This window comes from Melghirimyces algeriensis, from assembly GCF_900182565.1.
In the GTDB taxonomy this organism is placed as follows: domain Bacteria; phylum Bacillota; class Bacilli; order Thermoactinomycetales; family DSM-45169; genus Melghirimyces; species Melghirimyces algeriensis.
Genome location: NZ_FXTI01000005.1, coordinates 111,474 through 124,651, shown reverse-complemented (window position 1 = coordinate 124,651; position 13,178 = coordinate 111,474). Strand labels below are relative to the sequence as shown.

Here is a 13,178-nt window from a genome sequence, read left to right as displayed (position 1 = left end):
TGTGCCAGAAGGGAAGAGCGTTTAACATCATGAGTCTCAATATACTGGTTATTTCACATATGTATCCAAACCCTGCGAACCCAATGTCCGGAATTTTTGTGCACAATCAGGTGAAAGCATTAAAAGCGTTGGAAGTGAATTGTCAAGTTGTCTCACCGATCCCGCGATTTCCGTTTTACCCGAAATGGAGATCATTTCGTCGGTTTCCCAAAGTCGCTACGATGGATGGCATTCCGATTCGCTATGTTCCCACCTGGATGTTTCCTGGAGGACTCTTTTTTCAAGCTTATGGATACCTTTATTTTCAGTCACTGCATGAAAAACTGGAAAAACTGAGGGAATGTTTTCCCTTTGACCTTATTCATTGTCATACCATTTACCCGGATGGATATGCCGGAAGCCTACTGAAAAAAACGTTTCAGGTTCCGGTGGTAAGCACCATTCACGGCTCCGATATACGGATCTATCCATTCCGGAGTCGGGGTGTCTTCGCTCGAACAGAGTCTGCCTTGCGCACTTTGGATCATGTAGTAACAGTCAGTCAACGTTTGAAACGGGATGCTCAACAGATTGTGGCCGGGGTGGAGGCGGTCACGATATACAATGGATTTGATCCGCAACGTTTTTATCCGCGACCCTTGAATGAAGCTCGACAAAAGCTGGGGTTGCCAAAGGAGAAAAAGCATGTTCTGTTTATCGGCAATTTCTATAAAGTGAAGGGGATTGAATATCTTTTGCAAGCGTTTGCCAAACTGATTCACCAGTCTGTTGATGTTCAATTGTATTTGTTGGGAGATGGCCCCCTCAGATCCCAACTAAAGAAACAGGCGAGGGAAAGCGGGATTCAAAAAAACGTTCAATTTGTGGGACGGAAACCACACGATGAGATTCCTTGGTGGATTAACAGTTGTGATGTCGTTGTCCTGCCTAGTTTAAGTGAAGGGTTACCATCCGTTCTTTTGGAAGCCATGGGGTGTGGCAAGCCGGTGGTGGCGACGGATGTCGGAGGAATTTCCGAGGTCCTTCAGCACCGTAAAACGGGTTTTTTGGTGGAACCGAAGAATCCGGAAGCATTGGCCCACTGTTTATCCACTTTGTTGGTGGAAAATGAAGAACTGGCCCGCGATATGGGTGAGCGCGCCTATTCCGAATCCGGCTCCTACACTTGGCAAAAGAATGCGGAAAAAATGAAGGGTTTGTACCAAGATCTTTTGTAAATATAAATATTTTTTAACAGATCGCTAAGATTTTTTTAAGAATCGCCCGAAACAATATCCATCCACCTAATCTATGCTACATTGTTTGTAACCTCATTGTAACAATGTAACAATACAGAAATATAACTCGGACCTGTTTGATCGATTGGGGGGAGAGGGATCAGGATGATACGGTATGGGATTATCGGTTGTGGGCATATTGCGAAAAAACACAAGAAAGCCATCGATGATGTAGATGGAGCCAAATTGGTTCGGGTTTGTGATAAAGATCCCGATAAGCTGACACATTTTACCGAACAGGGAGTGTCGGGGAGCACGGATGTGATGGAAATCCTGACCTCCCCGGATGTGGATGTGGTGAATATATGCACTCCAAGCGGTCTCCACGCTGATTTGACTGTACGGGCGGCTGAACAGGGAAAGCATATTGTCGTAGAAAAGCCAATGGCTTTGACACTCACGGATGCTGTTCGCATGGTTCAGGCTTGTGACCATCATGGTGTCCAGCTGAGTGTGGTGCATCCCAATCGGTTTCGCCCAGCCATCCGGGCATTGAGATGCCGGGTGGAAGAGGGGGCTTTTGGAACGTTCAGTCACGCCAATGCGACGGTTCGCTGGAATCGGGATCAGGAGTATTACGACCAAGCTTCATGGCGTGGCACCCGCAGGATGGATGGTGGTGTGTTGATGAATCAAGCGATTCATAACCTGGATCTCCTTCTCTGGATGATGGGAGAGGTGGAGAAAGTATCATCCTTTCACTCGACCCGCCTACGTAACATTGAAACAGAAGATACATCCGTATCGATTCTGACCTTTAAAAACGGGGCTCTTGGAGTGGTTGAAGCGGCTGTAACACTTTATCCGCGTAATCTGGAAGAATCATTATCTCTGTTTGGTGAGACCGGAACTGCGGTGGTCGGAGGTCCAACCGCCAACTGGATTCAAGCCTGGAAGTTTGCAGATATGACGGATGGAGAGACAGAAGCGGTGATGCGGCGGGTGAATGATAATCCATACGGCATTCCCGGTCATCACTGTTTGATTCAGGATATGACTGAAGCGGTTCAAAAAGGGAGCCGTCCTTTAGTGACCGGGGAAGATGGTATGCGAGCACTCAGTCTGGCTGTAGCTTGTCAGAGATCGGCCGAGACCGGCCAATCCGTTTATATCGATGATCTCCTTGAAGAATTTGTTGGAAAAGAGGGAGAGATGAAATGAAGGAGATCCCTTTGCTTGATCTTCAAGCACAGTACCGTCAGATACAGGATGACATTCAAGAAGCGATCAGCCGCGTTTTGGAAAGTGGTCGGTATATCCTGGGTACAGAAGTGGAAGCTCTGGAAAGGGAAGTGGCCGCATTGTGCGGTACACGCTTTGGGATCGGTGTTGCCAACGGGACCGATGCCCTTCAGTTGACATTGGATGCTTGGGGGGTGGGTCCAGGGGATGAAGTGATTACAACCCCCTTTACGTTCTTTGCAACAGCAGAAGTTGTCTCCCAATTGGGCGCCCGACCTGTATTTGTGGATGTGGACCCACAAACATATAATTTGGATGTCTCCCAATTAAAAGAAAAAATAACGGATAAAACCAAGGCGGTCATTCCGGTTCATATTTTTGGCCAGCCTGTGGACATGGATGAAGTGATGGATGTTGCCAGGGATCATGGTCTTTGGGTGCTTGAGGATGCCGCCCAGGCGATCGGGGCGGAATATAAAGGACAGAAGATCGGTTCATTCGGAGATGCCAGCACGTTCTCTTTTTTTCCCACCAAAAATCTGGGTGGATATGGAGACGGTGGAATGGTGGTTACCAGTGATGAAGGATTGAATGAAAAAATCCGCCGTCTGCGTGTACATGGTCGAAGTCCTCAATCCAAATACCATCATGCCTCGGTTGGATACAACAGTCGGCTAGATGAATTGCAGGCCGCGCTACTAAGAGTGAAACTTCCATATCTAGATCGATGGAATGAGGCTCGCAGGAAACGAGCCACCCTCTATAATCAACTGCTGAAGGACGTTCCGGTGATAACGCCTTTTGCTGAAAGAGACCGAACGCATATCTACCATTTGTACATCATTCAGACAGACCGGCGGGATGCATTGATCACCCATCTTAAAAGCGAGGGAATTGCTACAGCAGCCTACTATCCGGTTCCACTCCATCTTCAAGAAGTATACAAAAGTTTGGGGTATCAAGAAGGAGATTTTCCGATATCTGAGAAAATATGTAAAAGATCAATGGCGCTTCCCCTCCATCCAGAGTTGGACGAAGAAAGTCAGTTCCAAGTGGTGAAAGCAATCAAACAGTTTTTCACTTATGGTGAAAAGGGTTGAGGCTGAATGATCGCTGAAAAAGTATTGGAAAAAATCGATCGGAAAGAAGCCGTGATCGGTGTGGTGGGTCTGGGGTATGTGGGACTTCCATTGGCTGTAGAAAAGGCAAATGCCGGATACCGCGTCATCGGTTTTGATATTCAGCAAAAGCGTGTGGATATGGTAAACCAAGGGATCAATTATATTGGGGATGTGGTGGACGAAGAACTGACCCGAATGGTGCAGACCGGACAGTTGCGGGCGACAACCAACTACTCCGATATCAGCGAAGTGGATGCAGTGGCGATTTGTGTTCCTACACCTCTTGACCAGTACCAACAACCGGACACTTCTTACGTGGAGGCTTCTGCCAGAGAGATTGCCAAGCGGATTCATCCGGGCATGTTGGTTGTTTTGGAAAGTACGACGTATCCGGGAACAACGGAAGAGGTGGTTTTGCCCATTTTGGAGGAAAGCGGCCTAAAAGTGGGTGAAGGTTTTTTTCTTGCCTTTTCTCCGGAACGGGTTGATCCGGGGAACAAAGTTTACAAAACGAAAAACACGCCCAGAGTGGTAGGGGGCGTGACAAAAGACTGCACCCGTGTGGCTGCCGCCCTTTATCGCAATGTGCTGGAAGGTGAAGTGTTTGAGGTTTCCGTTCCGGCAGTTGCTGAAATGGAAAAAATCCTGGAGAATACCTTTCGAAATATTAATATTGCTTTAGCGAATGAAATGGCGATTCTTTGTAACAAAATGGGGATTGACTACTGGGAAGTGCTTGAGGCTGCAAAAACAAAGCCTTACGGTTTTATGCCTTTCTACCCAGGGCCCGGATTGGGAGGACATTGTATTCCGATTGATCCGTACTATCTGACATGGAAAGCCAGAGAGTATAAGTACCATACCCGGTTGATTGAACTGGCAGGGGAAATCAACAATTATATGCCCGACTTTGTGGTGGAACGCACGATACAAATGCTAAACCGTCATGGAAAACCATTGAAAGGCTCCAACGTCCTTCTTCTGGGCGTCACGTATAAAAAAGATATTGATGATATCCGGGAGTCACCTGCAATTGAGGTGATCCATAAGCTTGAGAAAAAAGGTGCCCGAATTTGGGTGAATGATCCGTATATTTCATCTTTTCAGCTTAATGGGCGATCCTATGAAAGTCAGACATTGACAGAGGAATTATTGGCCTCATCGGATATTGTATTAATCACAACAGACCATAGCGTATACGACTATCAGTTTATCGCCAATCATGCCAAAGTAATATTTGATACGCGAAATGGAATGAAAAACATTCAGTCGATCTCAGCAGACTACGAAAAGATCTAATCCAAATGGAGGATTCGGCATGAGTCAATTGATCCATCCAACTGCCCGGATTGGGAGAGATGTACGTATAGGCCATTTTACCCTTATTGAAGAGGGAGCTGTTTTAGGTGATAATGTCACGGTCGGCAACCATGTAACCATCCATTCGGATACAGTTATTGGAAATGGGTCGGTTATTGATGACCATACAGTGGTCGGACGATGGCCCCGGCCGGCAAAAACGAGCACGGTGAAGGTGGATGCTGATCTTTCAGAATTGGTGATTGGAGAAGAATGCACAATTGGGGCCAACACTGTCCTTTATCGAGGAAGTTACATCGGACGGGAGGTTCTGGTGGCGGATCAGTCCTTTATTCGAGAAAAGTGCACAATCGATAACAGGGTAGTGATTGGCCGGGGTGTGGCTCTTGAAAACCAAGTGAAGGTCGGCTCCCGCACCAAAATACAATCCAACGCGTATATCACTGCCTATTCCCGGGTGGAGGAGGATGTATTCATTGCTCCGGGTGTAGTAACCACCAATGACAACTTCATGGGTCGAACCGAGGAACGTTTCAAGTCTGTACAGGGACCGATTGTTAAACGAAGAGCCCGGATTGGGGGAGGTGCAATCTTGTTGCCTGGTGTGGTTGTTGCACAGGAGTGCTTCATTGCCGCAGGTGCGGTGGTTAACCGGGATACGGAACCTGCCATGGTCTATGTCGGGGTGCCGGCCCATGCATTGCGACCGGTTCCGGAAAGGGAGCTGATGCGCGAGTAAGAGAGGTAAAAGCGCTATGCTGACCAAGATTAAACAACTGTTCTCTGATTCCACTGCGTTTGCTGTGGCCTTAATGGGAAACAAAATTGTCAGCTTTCTCTTGGTGCCGGTTTATACACGCCAGCTTCAGACATCTGAATTCGGCGACTGGGATTTAACCAACACCATTGCAATGGTTCTCACTTATCTGTGCATTTTGGGTACCGATACGGCGTTTGCTTATTATTATTTTGAAGCAAAGGATGAAGAAGAGCGCAATCGCTATTTTACGGCAGCAGTGGGAGTCCCAGCTTTGATCAGTCTGGCTTTTCTTGCCCTTATGTCTTTTTTGAGTGAGCCTTCGGCACTCCTTTTGTATGAGGACCCCCAAGGATATCCACATCTTTTGACATTAGCGGTTTTAGTGATTGTTTTTAACGTGATCATTCAGCAGACACTGGCTTATGCCCGCTTCAGCCGGCAAGTTTGGACATTTAACTTTGGAAGCATGAGCTTTGTAATCGGTTCATCGATTGCCAGTGTTTACTTTGTTGTTGTAGAAAAACAAGGCGTTCTGGGGATTTTCTATGGACAGATTCTGGCACAATCCCTGGTGGCGGCTGTCCTGTTATGGTACTACCGAGACAAATTTACCCTGTCAGTGAAGAAAAAGCATATCAATGACCTGTTAAGCTATGGAATTCCACTGTTACCGGCATTGTTTGCTTTTTGGGTGATGAATGCTGTCAGTCGTCCCATGATCTATCATATGGTTTCTTCCGATGCAGCGGGGATTTTTGGCTTGGCTCTTCGCTTCGCCAGTATGATTGCCCTTTTGACGACGGCTTTTCAACTGGCTTGGCGACCCTTTTCTGTTTCAATCAAGGAACGGGAAGATGCTCCCGATATCTACAGCCTGTTGGGTCGAGCATTTCTTGTGGTAGGAACCTTCTTCATTCTGTTTCTTACCTTTTTTATTGAACCGCTCATTCAGGTTGTAGCCGGAAAGAAGGAGTATTTTGACGCGTATCCGTTTGTCTGGATGTTGGCAACAGGAACAATGCTGAACACCATGCATTTGATTGTCGGCGTTGGACTTTTAATCCAGAAAAAGACAAAGGATATCTCAAAGACATTCCTAGTTGCAGCAGGGATCTATTTGGCGGGTAATGCTCTGTTGATCCCTGTCTTCGGTCCATGGGGAACTGCGGTAATGAATGTCGTCACATACTTGTATGCTTTTTTATCCATTTATCGCAAGAGCCAAAAAGTATATCAGGTGGATTTCCGCATGCGCAGAATGCTCGTTTATCTCTTGATATACCTGGCAACACTTTCTTTTATCACATGGGGACAGGTAGCAGGTTGGGAAGGAATGTGGATTTATTATCTGACCGCCTTGGCTGTTATGGTAGCGTCCGTCTTCTTGACCGGTTTGTTTAATACTGAATCCATTGCTTATCTTCGACACCGGTTGCCGAAAATCATTGGAAAAAGGTGAGTTGGATGAGTTCATTGCTTCTACCGGGATCACAACAACTCAATCGGCTGTTCCATCTTATGGTGGTATTTGCTGTTTTGGGTCCGACATTGGGGGTTCAAGTTCCATGGGGAACGTCTGACCCATGGCTCAATGTCACATTTTTTCGTGCCACGTTTTTCTTATTGGTGGCCGGACTGGTCATTCGGTGGGTCAATGAACATTCGCTGGAATCTTCACATATGTATCCTGTCAGATGGTTTACCGCATTTTTTGCTTTTTGGATTCTGTATGCAACGGTTTCCCTGACCTGGGTTGCCGATCTCTATAAAGGATTGAGATATTCTGCTTTTCTTCTAATCATGCTCAGCTTATGTCTGTCTTTTCCGCTATTCATTAAAAATCACCTGAACATGGAGAATACCTCCAAGGTTTTGTTTGGTGTATTTTTCATCCTAGTTGTTTTTGGCTTGTCTGAATCCGTTTTTTTGTGGCACCTTCCCGTCTCCCGCTATTATGAACAAAATGTTCCCTATCCAACGTCGTTTTTTACCAACCAAAACGATTTTGCCACAACCATTACATTGGGGCTCCCTTTTTTGGTTACGGCTCTGTACATGATTCCCATGCGTCGTCGAAATAAGGGATTGATCTATACCACGGGGATTATAGCCCTGAGCTGTCTATTGATTACCGGTTCCAGAAGCAACAGTGGTTTTGCATTGCCTTTGATCACAATCAGCTGGTTGATATCTATTTTCTTTACGGTGGAACGTACAAAGCTTCGCCGTCACTTTTTGAAAGGAGTGGGCTGGGTTTTTCTGGGCATTCTATTGGTCGCGGTTCTCAGCTCCACTCTGATATCTCCACAGATCCGTGACAAATTGGGAACAACGATGGGAGTGATCCAGAATCTACAGAAAGACTGGCAACTTCAGCAGGATGGGGATGTAGTAGAGTCGGGTGACCCTGCTCCGGAGGGTAAAAGCATCAGCATACGAAAAGCGTTGATTATCAATGGATTGCGATTTCTTCATCACAGTAACTACCTGGGGGTGGGGGCCGGAAATATTGAATATTTCATGGAAGGTGCCCCCAATGTATATAACAAGACCAATATACACAATTGGTGGGCAGAGATCCTTGTGAACTTTGGTGTATTGGTTTTTACCTTGTATATGTGTTTATATATTTGGCTTCTTCACAGATTGTGGAGGTTGGCACGGATTACAAATACGGGTCTATCCCCGGTGATTCGATGGGGGGCCACTGCCAGCCTGATCGCTTTAATCGGTTATGTTTTTGGAGCGATGTCTCCCAGTACGGCCATTCACTTCACCCCAATGTGGATTGTATATGGCTTTGCATTGGCCGTGGTTGCCGTAGGAGAAAGGGAACAAGAAAGGGTCGCAAAGGCTGAAGGGTCAACTTAAAGGAGAGTCGTCATGTGAAGGGCAAAGTCATGATATTCACCTCCGTACACCATTACAATGACTCCCGTGTGTTTCATAAAGAAGCTGTCTCTTTGGCAAAAGCCGGATATGATGTGGAACTGCATGCGCTTGCAGACTTTGACTGGCGCAAAATACAAGGTATCCAAATTGTAGGCTTGCCTAAACCGGACAACAAATGGATGCGACTTTTGGGAGGTTGGCGTTTGTTTCGAAGGGCCCTTTCCAGCGGTGCAGATCGGTTTCATTTTCATGATCCGGAGCTGCTTCCCTGGGGTGTGTTGATTCAGTGGATCACGGGTTCATCTGTTATTTACGATGCCCATGAGGATTTGCCAAAACAGATTCAAACCAAACCATGGATCCCGGCTCCCTTAAGAAAAATAGTTTCCTGGGTTGCGGATCGGGTTGAAAAATGGACAGCAAGACAACTGGCGGCTGTCGTGACCGCGACGGAACCGATTGCCCGCAATTTTGCCTCTTGTCCACAGGTGACGGTAATCAAAAATTATCCGCTCCCTTTTCCAGCTATTCATCCGGAAGGGGAAGAAACAAACCGGATTCTTTATGTGGGAGGGATATCATACCTTCGAGGATACCGTGAAATGGTGAAAATGATGGATTATCTGTCTCCCTCTTTAAACGCTGAACTTCACCTGATTGGACCGCTCCAGCATATCAAACCGGAGGACCGCAATGAAGAACAGCTTCAAAAGAACGGAGTTTATCTTCATGGACGAATCCCCTTTGAAGAAGTCCATAGGTGGCTGGCAAGAGGAAAAGTGGGACTGGTTTGCCTCCATCCAGTGGAGAATTACAGGGAATCACTTCCCATTAAGCTGTTTGAATATATGTCGGCTGGGTTGCCGGTTGTGGCAACGAACTTTCCATTGTGGAGGGAGATTGTTGAAGGAAGCGGAGCGGGTGTTACCGTTGATCCATTGAACCCTGAAGAGATGGCTGAAAAGGTGACCGAGATTCTGACGAATGATCAACGGAGAAAACAGATGGGTAAAAATGGAGAGAGAGCATATCGGAATGTTTACAACTGGAATGTGGAAGAAAAAAAGTTGATTCAGCTTTACCAAAAGCTTTGAGGGATTGAGGGAGTGAAGCGAATTGCATATTTGGATCGCCAATCACTATGCTGTTCCCCCGAATATCGGCGGGATTACCCGACATTATGAACTGGCCTGTGAGTGGACGAATGAAGAACAAACGGAAGTAACATTGTGGCTTTCCTCATTCAATCATTCCAGACGCCGGGCGATTGATGAAGAATCCAAGCGTGAGCTGAAACCTGTCCCAGGGCTTCATCTGCGGTGGATTTGGTCTTTCCCCCATAGTGAAAATGATATTCGACGTGTGTTGAATATGTTGAGCTTTGCGTTCCTCTTTTTACTAAAAGGGTTGTTTCGAAGGCGACCCGATGTGTTATTTGCTTCCACTCCCCACCTCTTGACACCTCTGTCCGGTTGGATTCTTTCCAAGGTGAAACGATGCCCATTTGTATTGGAAGTACGGGATCTGTGGCCGGATACGTTGGTAAAAATGGGCGGATTAAAAAACCCGCTGATGATCAAAGTCTTATCCGGTTTGGAACGGTTTTTATATAAAAAAGCGAATAAAATCGTTGTTTTAACGGAATATCAGCGCAAATTTATTCAATCCAAGGGGATTGACGCAGCCAAAATCTCACTGATTCCCAACGGTATTGTCAAGGGCTCCTGGAAACCGGATTCCATGAAGAGAAAAACCTGTCGACGTCGAATGGGGATTGCTCCGCATCAGTTTCTAACACTTTACGCCGGCGCCCACGGTCCAGCTAACGCACTGGAATATGTGGTACGAGCGGGAGAATATCTGCCAGATCATTATGCGATTGTCTTAATCGGAGATGGACCTGAAAAAAATCGTCTCCAGAAGATCAAAAAGGAGCGCGGGTTACACAATGTCCATTTCTACGCCCCTGTTTCCAAAGATGAGATCTATAACTATATCGATGCTGCTGATTGCGGTGTCATTTCTCTGGCCGACAATGAAATCTTTCGGGGAGCTCGTCCAAATAAATTGTTTGACTATATGTATGTGGGTAAGCCCATTATAACGACAGTTGACGGAGAAGTTCGTGAAATTGTGGAGGGGAACCGTCTCGGTTTGTTCAGCGGGGCGGAAAGTGCACAAGGGTTAGCTGAGGCGATCGTACGGATCAGAAGTTTTTCTGTCCATGAAAAAGAACAAATTGCCAATCGGGGTCGATGGTATATTGAGCAGTATGGGGACAGGCAAAAATTGGCTGCCCATCTTTATCGGGAATTGGAGTCTCTATTGTGCAATGGAATCAGGAAAATAAACGAAGTGAAACGATCAGGATAAATGTCCGTTACCTCTGGCACTCTTTTGAAAACACCGGCTTCACCCGGTGTTTTCCGCTTATATGGATGGTTTCATTTCATCATGGTTGGATGAAGGATGTTGTCTTTTGTTCATGAATTCGCCATCGGATAAATCTTTATTGTTCTGGTGAACTGGTGTAGGGTTGAAAGAAACTGCCCTGGATGAACAAGTGAATTTTTCCTTTTTTGTTATGGAACTTTGCGGGTTCAGCTCACGTTTTACTAAATGGGGGAAATAAAAGGCTGTTGATCATCGCAAAAGATAAAATGGTATCATGAAAAAGCATTGGATTGAGTGAGAGAAGGGGTTTGGCTATGAAAGTATTAGTAACAGGAGGAGCAGGATTTATTGGATCACATATTGTGGACCAATTGTTAGAGAACGGAAATCAGCCGATTGTGCTGGATAATCTTTCAACGGGGGAAGAAACCCATCTCAAAGATGGCATTCCTTTTTACCGTATGAACGTTCAAGATGAGGCAATTGATTGGGTATTTCGGGAGGAAAAGCCGGATGTAGTGATTCACCAAGCGGCACAATCCCAAGTTACCCAATCCGTCGAAAACCCAATGATGGACGCCCAGACCAATATTCTGGGAACGATTCGCCTCCTGGAAGCTTGTCGTTGTCATGGAGTCAAGAAAATTATCTATGCTTCTTCAGCAGCGGTGTATGGAAATCCTGAATATCTTCCAATCGATGAAGACCATCCGATTTCTCCCTTGTCCCCGTATGGTATTTCCAAACTGACCCCCGAAACTTATATAAAAGTCTATGCTGAATTGTATGGGTTATCCTATACGATTCTCCGCTATGCCAATGTCTATGGGATTCGTCAGGTTGCTCATGGTGAGGGTGCCGTCATCTCTATATTCATCGATCGTTTATTGCGCAACCAGCCGTTGACAATCTTCGGTGATGGGGAGCAGACACGGGATTATATCTATGTTGAAGATATTGCCCGTGCCAATATTGCTGCGCTTGAACATGGAGATGGAGAAACCTTGAATCTGGGAACCGGTGTGAGCACTTCGCTGAATGACTTGGTCAAGGTGATGGGGGAAATATACGGTGGAAAAGTGGAAGTGAAACATGCGCTTGAACGTTCGGGAGATATTCGATTCAGCTGTTTCTGTGTGGACCGAGCCAAAACAGTTCTTGGTTGGTCACCCTGTACTGAGCTGGAGGAAGGTCTGCGCTGGACGATGGAATATTGCCGGAAGAAGATGGATGGAGTTTGCTTGTAATATACATGTAAAGTTTGTGTAAAATAAACGCTAAGATGTATTGTAAAACTTGGGCATCTGAAGTATACTTTGTATCAGGTTGACAGCTTGAACGGAAGATTGCCTGTAATGTTCTTGTAACATTTCCTTATAGATACTTAAATTGAGTGGAATCTAATGATGGCAGGAGTGGTTTGCGGATGCGTTCCAAAGCGGTAGCTTATGAAAGCGATTCGCAAGCGCGGACCGAGGGTTCGCCATATACAGTCGGCATATACCCTTTTTGTAAAAGAGTCTTTGAAGTCGTTTTTTCCATTGCTCTCTTGCTCTTCATATCTCCCGTTTTGATTTTGACCGTGGTGATGATTCGGCTGGAATCCAAAGGTCCGGCTTTCTATACGCAAGAACGTTTGGGACTGCAAGGTCGGCGTTTTCACATTATCAAATTACGTTCTATGCGTATGGATGCGGAAAAGAACGGGCCGCAATGGGCATCCAAAAACGACCCTCGTGTAACCCGTGTTGGGAAGTTTATACGCAAGACTCGGATCGATGAAGTGCCCCAACTGATTAACGTATTGCGGGGGGACATGAGCTTAATCGGTCCTCGACCGGAGCGTTATGTGTTTACGGAAAAATTTGCTGGGCAGATCCCAGGCTTTAAACAACGATTGATGGTGAAACCGGGTTTGACCGGATGGGCTCAGGTGAATGGTGGATATGAATCCACTCCCAAAGAAAAGTTTCAGTTGGATATGTTTTATATCCGCAACCAATCGTTTGCTTTGGACATGAAAATTCTCATACGGACGGTCTGGGTCGTTCTTTCAGGAAGCGGAGCCAGATAAATAATACAAAAGGGTTGCCAATGTGCAATCCTTTTTTCTGTGCGTTTGGTTGCTGAATCAAATGAATGGTTGATGTGCAATTGGATTGTTTTCAGAACAGAAAGCGAAGGGAATAATAAAAGAGGAGCCACAAGGGGATGCTCAAAAGCGCTGCATTA

General features: G+C 46.1%; 11 protein-coding genes. All 11 read left to right on the top strand.

Features of this window, described 5'->3' with window-relative positions:
• Positions 1-29: 29 nt before the first annotated feature.
• The 11 genes from FN782_RS08955 (at position 30) to FN782_RS08905 (ending at position 13,020) form a co-directional block, all read left to right on the top strand.
• Positions 30-1,217 carry a glycosyltransferase family 4 protein gene (locus tag FN782_RS08955; RefSeq protein WP_142505450.1) on the top strand — a complete coding sequence of 396 codons (1,188 nt, stop codon included), beginning with the start codon at positions 30-32 and terminating at the stop codon, positions 1,215-1,217.
• A 165-nt stretch (positions 1,218-1,382) separates the two neighbouring features.
• On the top strand, positions 1,383-2,438 hold the full coding sequence (locus FN782_RS08950) for a Gfo/Idh/MocA family protein (protein WP_142505449.1): 1,056 nt from the start codon (positions 1,383-1,385) through the stop codon (positions 2,436-2,438).
• Positions 2,435-3,559, top strand: a complete 1,125-nt coding sequence (locus FN782_RS08945) for a DegT/DnrJ/EryC1/StrS family aminotransferase (RefSeq protein WP_142505448.1) — start codon at positions 2,435-2,437, stop codon at positions 3,557-3,559. The genes FN782_RS08950 and FN782_RS08945 overlap by 4 nt, the downstream gene beginning before the upstream one ends.
• Positions 3,560-3,565: 6 nt before the next feature.
• Entirely contained in the window at positions 3,566-4,879 is a 1,314-nt protein-coding gene (locus tag FN782_RS08940) for a nucleotide sugar dehydrogenase (RefSeq protein WP_142505447.1), read from the top strand.
• 19 nt (positions 4,880-4,898) lie between these two features.
• Positions 4,899-5,639, top strand: a complete 741-nt coding sequence (locus FN782_RS08935) for an acyltransferase (protein ID WP_142505446.1) — start codon at positions 4,899-4,901, stop codon at positions 5,637-5,639.
• Between the two features lie 16 nt (positions 5,640-5,655).
• Positions 5,656-7,119 carry a lipopolysaccharide biosynthesis protein gene (locus FN782_RS08930; RefSeq protein ID WP_142505445.1) on the top strand — a complete coding sequence of 488 codons (1,464 nt, stop codon included), beginning with the start codon at positions 5,656-5,658 and terminating at the stop codon, positions 7,117-7,119.
• A gap of 5 nt (positions 7,120-7,124) precedes the next feature.
• Positions 7,125-8,531, top strand: coding sequence for an O-antigen ligase family protein (locus FN782_RS08925; protein WP_142505444.1), 1,407 nt, complete (start codon positions 7,125-7,127; stop codon positions 8,529-8,531).
• A 14-nt stretch (positions 8,532-8,545) separates the two neighbouring features.
• The gene (locus FN782_RS08920) at positions 8,546-9,646 is read left to right on the top strand and encodes a glycosyltransferase family 4 protein (RefSeq protein WP_142505443.1); all 1,101 of its coding nucleotides are present in this window, start codon (positions 8,546-8,548) and stop codon (positions 9,644-9,646) included.
• 22 nt (positions 9,647-9,668) lie between these two features.
• Positions 9,669-10,925 carry a glycosyltransferase family 4 protein gene (locus FN782_RS08915; RefSeq protein ID WP_142505442.1) on the top strand — a complete coding sequence of 419 codons (1,257 nt, stop codon included), beginning with the start codon at positions 9,669-9,671 and terminating at the stop codon, positions 10,923-10,925.
• A gap of 335 nt (positions 10,926-11,260) precedes the next feature.
• Positions 11,261-12,193, top strand: a complete 933-nt coding sequence (locus FN782_RS08910; protein ID WP_142505441.1) for an SDR family oxidoreductase — start codon at positions 11,261-11,263, stop codon at positions 12,191-12,193.
• Between the two features lie 179 nt (positions 12,194-12,372).
• A complete protein-coding gene (locus FN782_RS08905; protein ID WP_142505440.1) occupies positions 12,373-13,020 on the top strand; it encodes a sugar transferase in 648 nt (215 codons plus the stop codon).
• Positions 13,021-13,178: the final 158 nt, after the last annotated feature.